The organism is Mesorhizobium sp. PL10 (genome assembly GCF_053714315.1).
In genome coordinates this window covers 264,159-279,669 of sequence record NZ_JBSKBR010000004.1, presented here as the reverse complement: position 1 = coordinate 279,669, position 15,511 = coordinate 264,159, and the positions used below count along the sequence as shown (strand labels likewise).

15 protein-coding genes are annotated in these 15,511 nt (G+C 62.6%); 3 read left to right on the top strand and 12 right to left on the bottom strand.

The features are described 5' to 3' along the window. The 4 genes from ACWGTO_RS09660 to ACWGTO_RS09645 are packed head-to-tail and all read right to left on the bottom strand — an operon-like array spanning position 1 to position 4,137. Complete coding sequence (locus tag ACWGTO_RS09660; protein WP_454574627.1) at positions 1-1,107, bottom strand: GNAT family N-acetyltransferase; 1,107 nt, start codon at positions 1,105-1,107, stop codon at positions 1-3. Continuing rightward, the gene (locus ACWGTO_RS09655) at positions 1,104-2,315 is read right to left on the bottom strand and encodes a hypothetical protein (protein ID WP_454574626.1); all 1,212 of its coding nucleotides are present in this window, start codon (positions 2,313-2,315) and stop codon (positions 1,104-1,106) included. Before ACWGTO_RS09655 ends, ACWGTO_RS09660 begins: the two co-directional genes overlap by 4 nt. Continuing rightward, positions 2,312-3,199 (bottom strand): HesA/MoeB/ThiF family protein, encoded by an 888-nt coding sequence (locus ACWGTO_RS09650; RefSeq protein ID WP_454574625.1) that lies wholly within the window; start codon positions 3,197-3,199, stop codon positions 2,312-2,314. Before ACWGTO_RS09650 ends, ACWGTO_RS09655 begins: the two co-directional genes overlap by 4 nt. After that, positions 3,187-4,137 carry a hypothetical protein gene (locus ACWGTO_RS09645; RefSeq protein ID WP_454574624.1) on the bottom strand — a complete coding sequence of 317 codons (951 nt, stop codon included), beginning with the start codon at positions 4,135-4,137 and terminating at the stop codon, positions 3,187-3,189. The genes ACWGTO_RS09650 and ACWGTO_RS09645 overlap by 13 nt, the downstream gene beginning before the upstream one ends. A 316-nt stretch (positions 4,138-4,453) precedes the next feature. Here ACWGTO_RS09645 and ACWGTO_RS09640 point away from each other — a divergent pair, with 316 nt between their 5' ends. After that, a complete protein-coding gene (locus ACWGTO_RS09640) occupies positions 4,454-5,602 on the top strand; it encodes an IS30 family transposase (protein ID WP_454574623.1) in 1,149 nt (382 codons plus the stop codon). Between the two features lie 440 nt (positions 5,603-6,042). Here the strand turns inward: ACWGTO_RS09640 and ACWGTO_RS09635 are convergent, their stop codons facing one another. Continuing rightward, entirely contained in the window at positions 6,043-7,461 is a 1,419-nt protein-coding gene (locus tag ACWGTO_RS09635) for an MFS transporter (RefSeq protein ID WP_454574622.1), read from the bottom strand. 147 nt (positions 7,462-7,608) lie between these two features. Here ACWGTO_RS09635 and ACWGTO_RS09630 point away from each other — a divergent pair, with 147 nt between their 5' ends. Continuing rightward, positions 7,609-8,106, top strand: a complete 498-nt coding sequence (locus ACWGTO_RS09630) for a MarR family winged helix-turn-helix transcriptional regulator (protein ID WP_454574621.1) — start codon at positions 7,609-7,611, stop codon at positions 8,104-8,106. A 392-nt stretch (positions 8,107-8,498) separates the two neighbouring features. On the opposite strand, the gene ACWGTO_RS09625 is transcribed toward ACWGTO_RS09630, so the two are convergent. Continuing rightward, complete coding sequence (locus tag ACWGTO_RS09625; protein ID WP_454574620.1) at positions 8,499-9,503, bottom strand: hypothetical protein; 1,005 nt, start codon at positions 9,501-9,503, stop codon at positions 8,499-8,501. Positions 9,504-9,971: 468 nt separating this feature from the next. On the opposite strand from ACWGTO_RS09625, the gene ACWGTO_RS09620 reads away from it, so the two are divergent. Further along, entirely contained in the window at positions 9,972-10,322 is a 351-nt protein-coding gene (locus ACWGTO_RS09620) for a MarR family transcriptional regulator (protein ID WP_454574619.1), read from the top strand. Here ACWGTO_RS09620 and ACWGTO_RS09615 read toward each other — a convergent pair. The 6 genes from ACWGTO_RS09615 to ACWGTO_RS09590 form a co-directional block, all read right to left on the bottom strand. After that, entirely contained in the window at positions 10,319-10,891 is a 573-nt protein-coding gene (locus ACWGTO_RS09615; RefSeq protein ID WP_454574618.1) for a RidA family protein, read from the bottom strand. The two genes, ACWGTO_RS09620 and ACWGTO_RS09615, sit on opposite strands and share 4 nt — an antisense overlap. A gap of 41 nt (positions 10,892-10,932) precedes the next feature. Beyond that, positions 10,933-11,439, bottom strand: coding sequence for a cupin domain-containing protein (locus ACWGTO_RS09610; RefSeq protein WP_454574617.1), 507 nt, complete (start codon positions 11,437-11,439; stop codon positions 10,933-10,935). A 135-nt stretch (positions 11,440-11,574) separates the two neighbouring features. After that, positions 11,575-12,891, bottom strand: a complete 1,317-nt coding sequence (locus ACWGTO_RS09605; protein ID WP_454574616.1) for an MFS transporter — start codon at positions 12,889-12,891, stop codon at positions 11,575-11,577. Positions 12,892-12,927: 36 nt separating this feature from the next. After that, on the bottom strand, positions 12,928-13,716 hold the full coding sequence (locus ACWGTO_RS09600) for an SDR family NAD(P)-dependent oxidoreductase (protein WP_454574615.1): 789 nt from the start codon (positions 13,714-13,716) through the stop codon (positions 12,928-12,930). A 1-nt stretch (position 13,717) separates the two neighbouring features. Continuing rightward, on the bottom strand, positions 13,718-14,704 hold the full coding sequence (locus ACWGTO_RS09595) for a D-2-hydroxyacid dehydrogenase family protein (protein WP_454574614.1): 987 nt from the start codon (positions 14,702-14,704) through the stop codon (positions 13,718-13,720). A gap of 15 nt (positions 14,705-14,719) precedes the next feature. Continuing rightward, complete coding sequence (locus ACWGTO_RS09590; protein ID WP_454574613.1) at positions 14,720-15,466, bottom strand: RraA family protein; 747 nt, start codon at positions 15,464-15,466, stop codon at positions 14,720-14,722. Positions 15,467-15,511: the final 45 nt, after the last annotated feature.

The following is a 15,511-nucleotide window of genomic DNA, read 5'->3' as shown; positions in this document are numbered from 1 at the left end:
CTACAAAACCTTGGAATAGAGATGCAGGCGGTGCAGCGGCTGCGCACCGCTCTTTTCGGCCTGGCGCAGCGATGCCTTGTTGACATCGGCAATCCAGGTGCCGCCGACTGTGAGGTAGCCGGCGCTACGCATGGCGCCGAGTGCGTGCGCCAGCATCAGCGGATTGAGCCCCTTGCCCTGGTATTCCGGCAGCACGCCCTGGAAGATGACGACGGCGCGTCGACGCGCCACGCGGTATCTCAAATAGTGCCAGGGCGTCGACCAGCCGATCCGCGCACCGGTCGCCCTCACCAGCGGGTTAAGGTCCGGAATGACGATGACCGCGCCAATCGCCCGCCCCTGATGATGCATGACGGTGGAGATGCGCGGGTCCATCACCCACTTCATCTCCTTGGCCTGGAAATCGAATTCCTCTTTCGTCACCGGCACGAACATCGGATTGTCGCGAAAGCTGTCGTTGAGGATGGTACGAGCATCCTCCAGCCGCTCCGACAAGGTCGCCCGCGTCACCGGCGCGAAGCTGAAGCCTTGGTCGGCCAGCGCCTCGCGCTGCTCCGGCGTGGTCAGCCGGCCGGCATCGAGTGTCGAAATGTCCTGCTCGAAAGTCGTCATCGGAAACGACGCGGCATAGCCGTTCGCCTCAAGCAGGCGCGGCAGATGCGGCGGGCCCCAGATCTGATCGGTATAGGGCTGGTGCTCGAAACCGTCCGTCACCACGCCGGCCTGCTGCATGGCGGTCAGGTTGAAATTGCCGTTGATCTCGGAAAACCCGCGCTTGCGCGCCCACCCCTCGGCAGCACGAAGCAGGGCGGCGGCAGCCTCGGCATCGTCGGCGCAATCGAAATAGCCGAAATAGGCGCGGTTCAGCGGGTAGAGCGTGTTCGACGACCGGTGCACATGCGCGGTGATCCGCCCGACCGGCCTGCCGTCGCGTAGGATGGCAAAAAAGCTGAAATCCTCATCGCTGGCGAAAAGCGGATTGGTCCTTGCCGAAAGAAACCGCTTCAGATCGCTCAGCATCGGCGAGACGTAGCGCGTGTCGCTGCCATAGGCGTTGAAGGGCGCGCGAAAGAACGCGGCCATGTCGCGCTCGACGATGGCGATCAACCCTTCGCCTCCCGCTGCGAGATCAGCATGGCCATGCGCTGGACGGCGCGAAGCTCCATCTCCACGCCCGGCGATGATGCCAGCGCCGGCATGTTGAGTGCCACCACGGTCAACGGCTCGAGCGTCGCCAGAAGCACATGCGTCGCCTCGTACTTCTCGAACAGCCAGGCCAGCTGCTCGCGTATATCCTGGTCGACCGGCGCCTCCGGCTGCACATGGGCGAGCGAGAGAACGGGAACCTGCTCCAGTGCCCGGGCCAGCACCTTCAGGTCGAAATCGCCAAGGTCGGCGGCCGGCAGGATCAACGCGCCGTCGACCAGGATATGATGCTGCAGGCCACGCAGGAAGCGCGCCGAATCGGTGAGGTCGCCCTCGGCCATGTGCCTCAGCAGGGAGTCGCGGCGCTTTTCAGCGGTCAGGCTGACGCTGTCATTGTAGATGACGGCCAGCAGCGTCGCGGAAAGCACGATCACCACGCCCTGCACGCTGCCGCGCCAGCCGAGATCGTCGATGCCACCCAGCGCCAGCCCGGCAAACACCGAGCTCAGCGCGATGACGGCGAAAGCGCCGATCGTGTCGCGATGGCCAAGGCTCGCGCGTCCAAGGCCGATCGTCAGCCAGCACAGGAACAGGATGGCGATGCCGCCGAGCCGCACCGGAACCTCGAACAGGCCGGGCCGGTAATCGGTGATCATGAACGGAATGATCAAAAGCAGCGACAGCGCCATGCGCTCGACCGTGCGGTTCTCGGCTGCCGAAAGACTGTCGCGATCGCGCGTCATCACCAGCCAGCCGATCGCCAGGAAGCCACCGAACTGGAAGAGCAGAAGCATGGCCATTCGCCATGGCTCGGCGAAGCGCTCTGGAAGCAGCGCCAGCAAGAAGAACAGCGCAGCACCTCCGGCGGCGAAGAATTTGAGCGCAAACGGCGCATGCCGGCGCAGCAATCCTTCGGTCAGCAGCAGCGCCGCCAGCGGTAGCAGACCCGCCGCCACGATGGTAACGAAGCGGAAGATGGCAAGGCCGGTCGTCCAGTCGAGGATGCGGCAAGCGAGCAGCACTGCCAGCACCCTGAGGCCGAATAGGAAGCACCGGGACAGCGGATCACCGGTGTCGCGCCCGCCGACGACTGAGATCACGATCAGCAGGCCGACCAGCGCGGCCAGCGAGGTGATGGTGTCGGCGACGACCGTGCCGTCGAAACTCATCGGTCCGCTGCCATCAACTTGAGCATAAAACGGCGTACGATGGGCCGCAGGAGCGCGGCGACCAGTACATTGCGCGGCCGCTCGACGCGTCCCTTGTAAGGATTGAAGAACCAGCCGCGGCAGTCGGCGCCATGCGCGTTGCCGAGGATACCGGCGGTAACCTCATAGGCCATCAGCATGCCCGTGGTGACGACCATCGGCGCAAACGACATGCGGCTGCGCTTTCCCGCCGCAACCTCGCCGGCCATTGCGAGGTCGACATGGTGGCGTGACGAGGAGTTGAGAACGACATATTCGGCCTCGTGCAGAAAAGCGGTGGCGCGCTGCTCCGGCGTGAGCGCATCCCAGGCCGTCCCCGATGTTGGATAACCAAGACGCTCCTCCGGCATCGGGTCACTGGGCCTGGTCACATAGACAGACGGCAGCGGCGAGGCATAGGCGTCGACGACGGTGCGGGCGAGTCCCCTTGCGGTGCGGTACAGCAGCAGCGAGGCACCGAGATCGTCGGTTCCGTTGACGACGATGGCGCTGTCTCGGATCGCTGATGTGGCGTGCTCCGGCCAATCCTTGCCATAGACCACGATCTGCATCTGCGGGTTGATCGTCAGGCAGAGATCGCGCGTCGCCTCCGCCTTTAGCCGTCCGACGGTGCCCATGAAGGCGAAGACCTGCCGGTTGAGGTTGGAGATGGCGAAGGTGTCGAGGTCGGCGATGATGAGCCGGCCGACCCCGATGCGCGCCAGCGCCATGATGCAGGCGCCACCCATGCCCCCGGTCCCGCAGACGAATACGGTCGCGTCCCGCAGCCTGGCCTGCTGGGCTTCGCTGACGAACCCGATGTTGCGGGTCGTGAACTCCTCATAATTGAAGGCTAATGCGTCCATGGTCTCAACACATTCCATTGGCGGCTGGAGTCGGCCCAGTAAACCACCGGCAGCACCAGCCGTTGCAGCGTGGCGGCGGCTCCCGCCAGGGCAAGGGCGGCAAGCGATCCGCGCGGAACCGCATCGGCGAGATAGGTGCGCGCGGCCTGGAAATTCATCTGGCCGATCTGCAGCACATCGTCGCCGCGGCCGTAGTCGAGCTCCTTTTGGCAGAACTCGTTATAGGTCGCGACCCTATGCTTGGCCGCCTCGTCGAACGATTTCTTCAGATCGTCAGAGCCGCCGGTATAGGCATTGGTGATTACGAAGCGCTCTTCGTCGAAACCCGCCTCGGGACCGACACCGAAGACATGGCGGTGGCGCGCCATGATCTGCCGCGCCAGAAGCACATGGGTCAGCGAGCGCCGCGCACCGGCATGCGGGCCGGGAAACACATTGGTGAAGGCCTCCGCGACCATACCGACGACGGCGGGCACCTGGGTGACGTTCGAGATCCAGATCGGCCTGAGCTGATTGCGCAGGAACATTAGGAAACAGGTCAGGCCGTAGAGGATCCAGCTCAGTCCGCGGCTGCGCTCGTCCGGATCGACCATGACCAGGCCGAGATGCAGCACCTCATAAGGCTTGCCGGCCAGCGAAATCTCCATCAGCGCCAGCGCGTTGAAGGCGATCGGCCGCCCGTCGCTTCGCCTATAGACGATGGTGATGATAGAATGTTCCAACCGGCTGCGATCACCGGAAAACACGCCATAGGTCAGGCTGCCGGCCTTCAAGGTTTTCGACGCAACCAGACGCAAATCCTGGCTCAACTGCTCCAGCTCTGCTGGCGTCATCCAGAGCCCGGGTCGCTCCACGACACGCGTTTCGTAGCCGTTGGATACGCGCATGCGCACATCCATGAACCGACCCGGCAGCACCTGCAGAACCGCACCTAGCAAGATTTGTCATTCCTTGGAAAAAACGCCGATCGTACAATGACGTCTCTCCGCCTAAGGCGCGGTAAATTCAGGAATGATAATACTTGGTTGTGTCAACAAGGTAAAAGAATAGCTACAATTGCCGACTGTTCGATATTGGCCTCATTTCGACACCGAGCGAAAGTCAGCTGTTGGCGCGCGCCACGACCTCCAGCGCGGTCGCCTGCGACGTCAGCTTTCAGGCAGTGGCGACAGTCACCTCAATGGCCGCTATTGGGCGGTGGGTTCAACCGGTCATCGCAACACGCTTTAATCTGAGAGGATGAGGAGGTGTTGCATGGTGACGTCACGGATCTGGTTTACGTCAGCGCAGAAGGCCGAGCTTTGGGAGCGATGGAAGCGAGGTCAGAGCATTTCGTCGATCTCGCGGGCACTTGACCGCCGGAACAAGACCGGCGTTCAGCGGATCGTATCCTTACACGGCGGCATTGCTCCGTCAGCTAGACGTAGAGCGGCCTTGACGCTCGGGCTGGCGGAGCGCGAAGAGATCTCTCGCGGGATCGCGGCGGGTCTTGCAATCCGCGCTATTGCACGAAGTCTCGGGCGATCCCCATCGACAATATGTCGCGAGATCTCGCGCAATGGCGGCGCACAAGCGTATCGTGCAACCCGGGCCGACAAGCATGCTTGGGAGCGAGCGCTGCGCCCGAAGCAGTGTCGCCTGGCGTGCTCTGGGCGGCTACGATGGCGGGTGGCGCAAAAGCTGGCGTTGCAATGGTCCCCGGAGCAGATAGCGGGCTGGCTGAGGCGAGAGTACCCAGGCGATCCAAGCATGCGGATATCTCATGAAGTGATCTATCGCAGTCTATTCATCCAGTCGCGAGGGGTGCTCAAGAAGGAACTAACAGCGCACCTGCGTACCAAACGACAGATGCGGCTCGCCAAAGGCGCACAGAGCCGGACGGGGCAAGGACAAATACTCGATATGATCTCCATCCGCGAGCGCCCCGCCGAGGCTGAGGATCGCGCCATCCCAGGCCATTGGGAGGGTGATCTGCTCACCGGGGCGAACGACACGCACATCGCCACCCTCGTCGAGCGACACAGCCGGTTCACGATGCTTGTAAGGGTAGCGAGGAGGGACTCGGCCACCGTCGTGGCGGCCCTCGCCCAGACGATCGGCACATTGCCCGAAGAGTTGCGGCGCTCGCTAACGTGGGACCAAGGCAAGGAGATGGCTCGGCACAAAAGCTTCACCGTTGCAACCGATCTACAGGTCTACTTCTGCGATCCGCGAAGTCCCTGGCAGCGCGGCAGCAACGAAAATACCAACGGTCTGCTCAGGCAGTACTTCCCGAGAGAAACTAACCTCTCCCATGTCTCGCAGGCCCAACTCAACGCCGTCGCCCTGCGGCTCAATCAGCGACCCCGAAAAACCCTGGACTTCGAAACGCCGGCCGATAGGCTACAGAAGGTGTTGCGATGACCGGTTGAACCCACCGGCGCAAAGCTGCCATTCGCGTCGTGGATAACTTCCGGGTTAGGTTCTACAGCCAGGACAGGTCCATCACGCCCGACACTGTAGAAAATATTGCAAGTCTCCTGAGTGGGGGGAAAGACGGTAGCGCTCTCCCGCTACCACTTGGTCAACGATATCAGTCGGTTACGCAAGTAACCGCTACCATCATCCACATTGGGCACTCTCGCCGACGTTGAAGCGCCCCTTGAGTGGACCTCATTCGTCGGTGTCGAACCAGATATTCTTCCGGGCAAGACGATCGAGTCTGGGTCTGCGATCGCAACAGCTTCCACGAACGGAGCTGCGCCGGAATTGGGCGCATGCCGCCCGAGTGGCGGAGGCACCGCCGCGCCAAAGAACTGCGTCTATTCTGGGCGAGAAATCCGTCTGGCCGGCCTCGTTGGGTGTCACATCTCCACCGGCTGCGCATTGGTCTGGCGGCTGGTGAAGCGAGGCAGCAGCCCCGTGCACAGCACCAATATCACGATGATCGCAAACTGGCATGCGATGACGATGCCGAAGGCTCTCGAAATGCTTGCCGGCTCCAGTACCAGATAGAGCGTGCCAAGACTTGCGACTCCGAGCGCAAGACCGGACTGCTGCAGCGTGATGAGGACGCCGCTGCCGATGCCGGCGAGATGAGCTGGAACATCGGCTAGAACGGCTCGGAACAGGCCGGAAAACAGCATCGATTGTCCGGCGCCGATCAGGACGAGCGGCAGGGCCAGTTCGATCAGGTTCACTTTCGGCCAGCCCAAAACGGTAATCCCTACCAGCAAGGCCAGCCCAAGCGCTTGCACGATGCCGCCCGCCGCCAGCGCGCCGCGGCCGAATTGATTGATCATGCGCGTGCTGACCATGGAGCCGATGAAAAACATGACCGCCATCGGCAGGATGGCGAGACCGCTTTCGAATGCGTTGGCGCCGAGCCCGTTCTGGACGGTGAGCGCGAAGACGAACATGAACGCCCCGAAGCCGACGCTGAATAGCGTGATCATTGCGAGACCACGTGACATCGACCGCAGCTTGAGCAACGACGGCGGCAGCAGCGGCACCTCTCCGCGTGCCTCGGTCGCCCGCTCGACCATCACGGTAACGATGGCCAGTACCGCGGCTGCCGCCAACATCGCCCGGGTCCACACAGGCCAGCCAAGCGAATGGCCTTCGGTCAGCGGCACCAGCAGGGTCGTCAGCGTAGCCGCAAACAGCACGGTGCCGGGCAGATCGATACCGGCCGGGTGTGGCGAGCGGTTGGCCGGCACGACAAGCCGCGAGGCGAAGAACACGATGACGCCGAGCGGGATATTGATCAGGAAGATCGGACGCCAGGAGGCGCCGAACAAATTGGCGCTGACCAGCAGCCCGCCGGCGAGCTGGCCGACAACTGCCGCAACACCCGAGGTCGCGCCGTAAAGCGCGATGGCCCGGGTCTTGCGATCGCCTTCCAGCGTGGCCTGGAAGGTCGCGAGCACCTGCGGCACCAGCATTGCCGCAGTGGCGCCCTGAACCAGCCGGGCGGCAATCAGCACCTCGATGGTTGGCGCCAAGCCACATGCCAGCGAGGCCAATATGAAGCCGGAAAGCCCGATCAGAAACAGTGTGTGACGACCGAAGCGATCGCCCAGCCTGCCGCCCAGTACAAGTGCCGCGGCATAGGCCACACCGTAGACGGAAACGACCAGCTCCAGTGCGGCCGGCGTCGCCTTCAGCGAGGTGGCGATCGTCGGTAGCGCCACATTGACGATGAAGAAGTCGGCGATGGGCAGGAAGGCGCCGGCGAGAAGCGTGTAGACGCCGACGTCATGCAGCCCACCCGCGCGAGCCATGAGCGTCGGAGACAGACGCGCAGGACTTGGATCGGATAAATCGAAGGAGGTCATCTGATGATTCCTATATAGTGATGTTTTAATCACTATATAGGAATCTCTTTTGTGTCTACCCCCCGCGCTGCAACGGAGCTATATCGTCAGGTCATGGCTAATCCCGATCTTTCACCCCAGCCCGCCTCTCCGCCCCCGCGGTCTTCTGAGGCGGTTGAATCCTGGGCCGAACTCGCCGACGTCGTCCTCGCGCTCGCGCGCGAGATCCAGGCGGCCGGATATCTCGACCGCGCCGCGGTAGCCCTGTCACAGCAGGAGGCGGTGGTGATGCGGCAGCTCCATCGCTCCGGGCCGGTCGCACCGTCGGAGCTCGCCGCCGCGACAGGGTTGCAGCGCACCAATCTCTCCGCGGCGCTGCGCGGGCTTGAGACCAAGGGCCTGGTGGAGCGACAGGCGAGCGACCAGGACCGGCGCGGCGTGCTGGTGCGGCGCACGGCACGCGGCGAAAGCAACTTCGCCTTGGTTCGCCGCGAATGGGGGGAGCTGCTGGCCAGCGCCGAAAGTCCTGACCGAGCCGACCCTCACGCGGCAGTCGACCTCCTCCAGCATCTCGTCTGCGCGCTCGTTCAGCAGCGGCGCGAAGGACGCTGATCGGGCCGGCCGCCACTCAGAGCGTCTTCGACTGGATCGGCGGGTACAGATGACATAGGGCGTGGTCAGCCCGGGGGTCCGCTCGACGCTGTCGCGGAGCATCAACTCCGGCGGCGAGAGCGCGGCGAAGGGCGTGCCGGGCGCTTCGGCCTTAAGCTGATGCAGGAACCAGAGCCAGTAGGAGGCGGCAAGCTCGGAGACCGGCAGGCGCATTGTGGTTATCCCCCTGACCACACCAGAGGCAGCCGAGCTCATCGCCGAAGCCAACGACCGAAAGCGCCTCAGACAGCCGCAACCCCGAGCCGGCCGAGTTCGTCAAGAGCGCCGAGTGTGTTCTGCACCGCCCCATCACCAGACCCGTCGGAACAGCGGGGCAAATTCACGCCCCAAGCTCAGTACTCGATTGCCTTGGCCGCGAAGGCAGTGAGCAGGCCATCATCGGCGTAGGCGCCGTTCCACACTGCGGAGAATCGCCAGATCTTGCCCCAAGGGTCTAGTTCGAGTGCCGTGATGCCGCGAGGCACTGGGCCGCCGGCCGCGGTCCATTCGTAACCGCCGCCTAAGTCGTTGCCGAGCACGTGACGCACGCCGGTGCCATGGCCGACATACGGTAGGATGGCGGCGGCCTTGGCCAAGTATTTCTGGATACTGGATCGACTTGCAATCTGGATGTGCGCTGCTACGTCCTCATAGACTGCGTCGGAGGAAAAGAGCTGCATCGCGGCCGAGATATCACCGTCACGCAAGGCGCTGTGGAGCTTGGCGACGACGCCACGCATCAAGGGTGAGGCGGTCTCGCCTACTGTGTCCTCGCGGAAATTGGTCGGCCAGTCACCAGGGGACTTCTCCTCTTTCTTCCAGGCGGCTACGCCGAACTGGCGGGCGTCCCAGTAATCCACCCACCGCTCGATCTTACCGTCGCGGCCGAAGTTGACGGCACCGTAGTTGCGAACCTGGCCTGGGCCGAACATCCCGGGTGTGTCGGTGAAAATCAGGATCGCGCTGGTCGTGTCGCCCAGGAGCCGGGTGGGATAGGACATGCTGCTTTTTGGCCAGGTGGGAAACCAACTGGCGAGCGCCTTGCGCATCGCCTCCCAGCTGTACCAGTGCCAACCCAAGATTCCGTCGATGTAGGTGAACTGCTCGCGGGAAAAGGAGGACATCTGCCAGTCGAGATTCTTGTCGGTCTTGGCCTGGAAGTAGCCACGGACATGCTCCATCAGTCCGTCGGTGGCATGGGAGGTGTCCGGCAGGACGTCGACCCCCTTGACGTACTGGGTTGGGCCGACTGGCGCGGAGGCGGCGCGGGCTCTAGAGCCGGGAAGCAGAGCGGTCACCGCTAGTGCGGTTCCGCCGGTGACCGTTGCGCGCAAGAGGTTTCGTCGTGAGGTGTTCATTGTAGGGCCTTTCTTGATAATTCATACATAGTTATGTACACATATATATGTATGAATCTCTTTTCAATGCCCGCGCCGCAATCTCCCGTCACCGCCCACCTCGCCGATGCCCAGGCCTGAGAAGACAGTTGACGCTCGGGCCGAGCTGGTCGACCTCGGCCTCGCGCTCACGCGGGCTCCAGGCGGCGGGCTATCACGACCGCACCGCCGTGGCCCTATCGCAGCAGGAGGGGTGGTGGTGCGCCAGCTCCACCGCTCGGGGTCAGTCGCGCCGTCGGAGCTCGCTGCCGCGACAGGGCCTTAGCGCACCAAGCTCCCTGCGGCACTGCACGCTCGAGGCCAAGGGCTTGGTGGAGCAACAGGCGAGCGACCAGGATCGGCGCGGTGTGCTAGGCGGGGGCGTAGTCTGGAGGGGTATCGCGTATTCATAGTTCGCAGCTTCGTCCGATCCGGGGAGGCTGGCCAAGAATGGCGTTCGCCTCGGCCACGCCCAGCCAGATCGCTGTCGCGATCGGGCTACAACGCACCAACCTCTCCACGGTGCTGCGCGATCTGGAAGGAAAGGGGCTTATCGAGCGGCATGTCGATCCGGAAGATCGCCGCGGCGTCAGCGTCTACCGCACGCGGCGCGGCGCCGACAACTACGCCCTGGTGCGCAAGGAGTGGGGCGCCGCCGTCTCTGCCGCCGCCGGTGGCGACGCCAGCAGGCTCGACGATGCGCTGGCGCTTCTCAGGTCCATCGAGACCGGCCTCACCGCGACGCGGCCGAAAGGCAATGACGGTGTGGTACGAGGCTCCACCCGCCGACAGCACATTTAGCTCCAGGGCTTTGTGCCGGGATCAGAAGCATCCTCCAGAACTGCAATGAATTCGGATTGTACCAGTGAAGGGCTGTCCGGGGGCAACGGCCGAACGTGCCGGGCCGGACGCGACTGCGGATCGGGAAACATCCGCAGCCATTCTTCATTCACGGCATTCCTGTCACCGCTGTCGCGAAGATAGATCTCCACCTTGATGATGTCCTCGGCGCTGCCGCCTGCGGCCTCGATGATGGCACGCATATTGGCAAACACATTGGCCGACTGGTCGGCCATCCCGGCCGGCAACTCGTGAGTGGTTGGATTGACACCGTGAATCGCTCCAGAGAACACCAAGTTGCCGATCCGGCAGGCATTGGGAACCGGATGCTTGTGGGCGAGCCCTTCGGCGGTGACGCTCTTACGGCGGCTCGCGGCTATCTTTCCTTGCGTGCCCACTTCTGGCGGATTGGCCATTGGCGATCGAGACATCTGTTCTCCTATCCTATCACTTCTGTGCTCTATCCGTCGCTCGAAGTACACTTTGTCGCCTTGTTTGGTATCTGGAGTGGCATGCAGGACACCGCCCATGTACGCGTTTCCTCGGCGAAAGTTCCTGGCGGGAACCGGACCTATTTCTCGACCGCATTTGGCGCATCGGCGGGATTTGCGTAGGTGGTTCCGCTCGGCCCATATCCGGTGATCGCAACGAGGGCTGGCTCATCCCGCGTCTCCCCAAAATGGTTGGTGTTGGCGGGTTCAGTGTAGATACCTCCGGCCGGAAGCGCGTTGAGTTTGGTCTCATCGTAAGTGTCGCCAAACCCAACGTAGAATGCTCCCGACAGGACTGTCACGAACCGGGAGTCGGGATGTGATAGCGGCATGATGCGCTTGTGTGGTTCGAGGAGCAATAAAACCGTGTAAAGTCCAGGTTTCGCGGCATCGCCATAGAGCATCTTAGCGCTTTGTCCCTGGACCTGGGACACCCCGACAGTCTTCGATGCGCTCTCCGAGACAGAAAGCTGCTGGGGTGTGGCAACAATGATCTGCATTGGCCCACCTGCGGTTTGGGCTTGGGCCATGCCACCTTGTGTCATTAGGGTCATGGCAAAAACAAAGTATGGAAAAGTTGACTTCATTGATCTCTCCTTGGTCTAGAAAGGAACTTCCGCATGTTCTGTCGATCCTTGGCGAGTCCTGGTCCGTGGGACGTTTTCCGAGCTGCTTGGTGACCGGCTGCGAATCTGGTTGCACACAAGCGCAATCTGGGCCGGCTATCGTCTCGCATGCAAAGCTGCCGCCCGGGCGGGCGGCGAAGAACCGCCCGTGTCGGGGCGCGGCGCAGTAGGCTCATAGCCGGAAGTCAGTTCCATTCCACGCGTCTCGGGCAGCATAAGGGTCGCGGCAAAAGCGATGCTGTAGCCCAAAAGTGCCACCAGGCCGATCGCCTCCGCCAGGCCGATGTATTGCGCCAGTATTCCGATACTGGATACAGCTGCCGCGCCTGCCGCTTTGCCGAAATTATAGGCGAAACTCTGGCCGCTGGCGCGAATGGCGGAGGGGAAAAGCTCGGTGAAGAACGGTCCCAGCGCCGCATAGTTTCCGATCGTGAAGAACCCGAACGGCGCGCCAAGGACAATCAGTGGCCAGCCGGAGAGCGGCAAAAACATGTAGGCAATGGTAATCAGCCAGGAACACAGCAGAAACAGCTGAAACGTCCGCCGCCGACCCAGATGATCTGCCAGGTATGCGCTCGCCAGAAATCCGAAGAACGAACCGCCGGTCACCACGAACACGTAGTACCCTGAAGCGCTCGGCGACAGCTCGCGCACGGTCCTCATGAAGGTGGGCAGCCAGTTGACGATCGCACCACCAACACCAATCACGCCGAATGCAAGCAATGAGGACAGCACCGTTATCCGCAAGGTCTCCGGCTGGAATATCGCGCCCAATCCCGGACGAATTCCGGATTTCTCGACAAGGTCGCGCGTTCTGACAAAAATCTCCGGCTCCTCGATCTTGCGGCGCAGATAGAGAACCAGAACGCCGGGGAGGACACCGATCATCAACAGAACGCGCCATCCATAATCCTGGGGAAAATGTGCTAGAACCAAGCCTGCCAGAATGGCGGCCGCGCTCCAACCGACGCCGAATCCGCTCTGGACGGTGCCCACGGCCTTGCCGCGATGTTCGGCGCGAATGATCTCGCCCATCAGAACAGCGCCGGCGGCCCACTCGCCGCCAAAGCCCAACCCTTGCATGATGCGCAGCACCATCAGCTGCTGGAAATCCTGGGCAAAGCCGGCAAGGAAGGTGAAGACGCAGAACCATAGGATCGTGAACTGCATGATGCGGGCGCGGCCGAAACGGTCAGCGAGATATCCGCAGGCCCATCCTCCGATCGCCGCGGAAAGCAGCGTCGCCGTGGCCAGATAGCCTGCCTGCGCCGTCGTCATTCCCCATGCCGCAATGAGAACTGGCAGCACGAAGCTAAAGAGCTGCGCGTCCATCGCATCGACTGCCCAGCCGGCGAAGCAACCCCAGAAGGTGTTCCGCTCTCGCGCCGTCAACTCTCTGTACCAAGTGAACATTTTTTCCTCCCGTAGTTTTCCCTCGTTGTGAACCGGCTAGACAACCAAGGGCGTGAGACCTCCGTCCATGGTCAACGACGCCCCTGTCACGTAGGAGGATCTTGCGCTGGCGAGGAAAAGCGCGGCGTCGGCCACCTCCTCGGGCTTTGCGTAGCGCCGCAGCGGAATGCGTTGCTCGTTCAGCCGCAGCAGCTCTTCTGTCGTCTTGCCCGTCATTCTGGATTCGACTTCAAGCGACATCTGCAGGCGCTCGGTCATGGTGGCGGCGGGGTTGAGGACGTTGACCCTTATGCCTGCCGGCCCCCAGGCAGCCGCCAGACCGGCCGAGGCGAGCATCAGCGCCGCGTTGGCGGCCCCTCCCGGCAAATGCATGGGTGATGCGATCTTGCCGCCGGTGCCGACTATATTGACGATGGTGCCGGCGCGCCGTGCCACCATCAGCGGCAGGACGTAGTCCATGACGTTCATGTAGGTGAAGAATTTCGCGTCCATCGCAATGCGCCATTTTTCCGGCGTCAGTTCGTCGGGAGGAACTCTCCTGGCGCCGCCGGCCGAATTGACCAGGGACGCGATCGGTCCCACCCGGTCCTCAAGGGCTGCCACCATCTCCTTCGCGGCAAGCGCATCCGACAGATCGGCGGCGAAGCTCTCTGCCGACAGGCCCTCGGCGACCAGCGTTGCTTTCGCGGCGTCCAGGTTCTGCTGGCTGCGCGATACGATCACCACGCGAGCCCCCTCCCTGCCAAAGGCGCGAGCGCAAGCCAGCCCTATTCCCTTGCTTCCGCCGGTTATCAGGACGATCTTGCCGTCGAGTTCGAGATTCATTTCAGTGATCCTGCTTTGCGCCATCGGCGTTGTGCACGTTGATCGGGCTTCCCGCCGCGAAGGCTACGATCTGGTCGAACGCGTTGCCGTAGGCGAACTCGTAATTGTCGCGCTCGACATAGCCGAGGTGTGGCGTGCACAGCGCGTTGGGAAGCCTTAGCAAGGGGTCATCCGGATTGGTGAGCGGCTCGCGTTCGAACACGTCGACTGCCGCCTTGCCGGGACGGCCACTCTTCAGCGCCGCCACCAGAGCTCCCGGCTGAACAAGCTCGGCACGGCTGGTATTCACCAGCAGAGCGGTTGGCTTCATCAAGGCCAGCTCGTCGGGACCGATCGCACCGGTGGTCTCGGCATTCAGCCGCAGATGCAAACTGAGCACATCCGACTGCCTGAACAGTGAGTCCCTGTTGGCGGCGGTGTCAAATCCCTCGGACCTGGCGCGGTCCAGCGAGCCCTGCCGCCCCCAGACCAGCACATCCATGCCGAAGGCCGCGCCGATCCGCGCGACCATCGAGCCGAGCCGGCCGAAACCATAGATGCCGAGAATACGGCCCCTGAGGCCGAGCCCGATGGTCGTCTGCCAATGGCCTTGCCTCAGCGAGGCGCTCTCGAACGGGATGTTGCGCATCGCTGCCAGGATCAAGCCCCAGGTAAATTCCACCGTCGAGTAAGATGGTCGCGACGTGATCGCGGACGAAACGACGACGCCATGCCTGTCGCAAGCCGCCAGATCGATATGCGGGATGTGGCCGTTCTGGCTGATCAGCTTCAGATTGGGCAGACGGCCGAGCAGGCTCTCGTCGATCCTTGTGCGCTCACGCATCAGCACCAGCACATCCGCTTCCTGCAGGCGATCGGCCAGGACGTCGACGTCCTCAACGATATCGGTCCAGATGGTGACGTCGTGACCGTCCAGCCTGGAAAAGCAGTCCAGCGTGCGAACCACGTCCTGGTAGTCATTGATGATGGCGATGCGCAGTTTTTTCACCGGATGATCCATCACTTATGCATTGCCCGGCAGGTCCGCGACGGCGGTGCCCGCGTCGATTGCTTCACACTTCGCCCATTCAGAAGCTGACTTTTTCAGCGCCTTTGCGAGGACCTCGGAGGCCCGGGCGATCGGGATGAAGCAGACGCCGGTTTCGTCCGCGACGACAATATCGCCCGGGGCGACACGCACGCCGGCGATCTGGATATCGCCATTGATCTCCACAGTCTCGATCCGCCATTTGCCGGTGACAGGCGTGATCTCGGTCGCCCAAAGCGGGTATTCGACCCGCCGCGAATGACCGAGGTCGCGAATGCCTCCGGACACGATTGCTCCGGCCTCCCCTTGCCGCTTTCCCGTCTGGGCCGAAATTCCGCCCATATTCGAAACGCCGGCGACGCCGTCGATGACCACCACGTCGCCCGGCAATGCCAGATTGTGGGCTTCGAACTCCGCCATCCGGTTGACGTGGTTTCGCGCGGTCTCGTAGACATGCTCGCGCTGCACGATATTGCGCACCGTCAGCGCGGGACCGACGATCGATATCGAAGGCAAGGTCGGCTTCAGAAGCGATGCGCCAATTGCGCCGGTTATGCCGAGCTCATCCATAATATCCGAAATAACGCTGGTGGCGTCGCCGATCCGCTTGAAGCCGTCGACCAGGTCCTTGGGCGGACGCGGTGTTCGCATCAATCGAATGCGATCGGCGCTGATCTTGCCGGTGAGTTTCGGCAGTTCGTCCGCGAAAGCCATATCATTCATGCTGTATCCTCTGTTCAGCAGGAAATTCTTGTCGCCGGGTTGCGA

Excerpts from the sequence above, each read along its gene's own strand:
- ACWGTO_RS09630 (WP_454574621.1), top strand. The coding sequence starts at position 7,609 with ATGGCTAATCCCGATCTTTCACCCCAGCCCGCCTCTCCGCCCCCGCGG.
- ACWGTO_RS09640 (WP_454574623.1), top strand. The coding sequence starts at position 4,454 with ATGGTGACGTCACGGATCTGGTTTACGTCAGCGCAGAAGGCCGAGCTT.
- ACWGTO_RS09600 (WP_454574615.1), bottom strand. The coding sequence starts at position 13,716 with ATGAATCTCGAACTCGACGGCAAGATCGTCCTGATAACCGGCGGAAGC.
- ACWGTO_RS09615 (WP_454574618.1), bottom strand. The coding sequence starts at position 10,891 with ATGGGCGGTGTCCTGCATGCCACTCCAGATACCAAACAAGGCGACAAA.
- ACWGTO_RS09655 (WP_454574626.1), bottom strand. The coding sequence starts at position 2,315 with ATGAGTTTCGACGGCACGGTCGTCGCCGACACCATCACCTCGCTGGCC.
- ACWGTO_RS09650 (WP_454574625.1), bottom strand. The coding sequence starts at position 3,199 with ATGGACGCATTAGCCTTCAATTATGAGGAGTTCACGACCCGCAACATC.
- ACWGTO_RS09635 (WP_454574622.1), bottom strand. The coding sequence starts at position 7,461 with ATGGCTCGCGCGGGTGGGCTGCATGACGTCGGCGTCTACACGCTTCTC.
- ACWGTO_RS09605 (WP_454574616.1), bottom strand. The coding sequence starts at position 12,891 with ATGTTCACTTGGTACAGAGAGTTGACGGCGCGAGAGCGGAACACCTTC.
- ACWGTO_RS09625 (WP_454574620.1), bottom strand. The coding sequence starts at position 9,503 with ATGAACACCTCACGACGAAACCTCTTGCGCGCAACGGTCACCGGCGGA.
- ACWGTO_RS09590 (WP_454574613.1), bottom strand. The coding sequence starts at position 15,466 with ATGAATGATATGGCTTTCGCGGACGAACTGCCGAAACTCACCGGCAAG.
- ACWGTO_RS09620 (WP_454574619.1), top strand. The coding sequence starts at position 9,972 with ATGGCGTTCGCCTCGGCCACGCCCAGCCAGATCGCTGTCGCGATCGGG.
- ACWGTO_RS09610 (WP_454574617.1), bottom strand. The coding sequence starts at position 11,439 with ATGAAGTCAACTTTTCCATACTTTGTTTTTGCCATGACCCTAATGACA.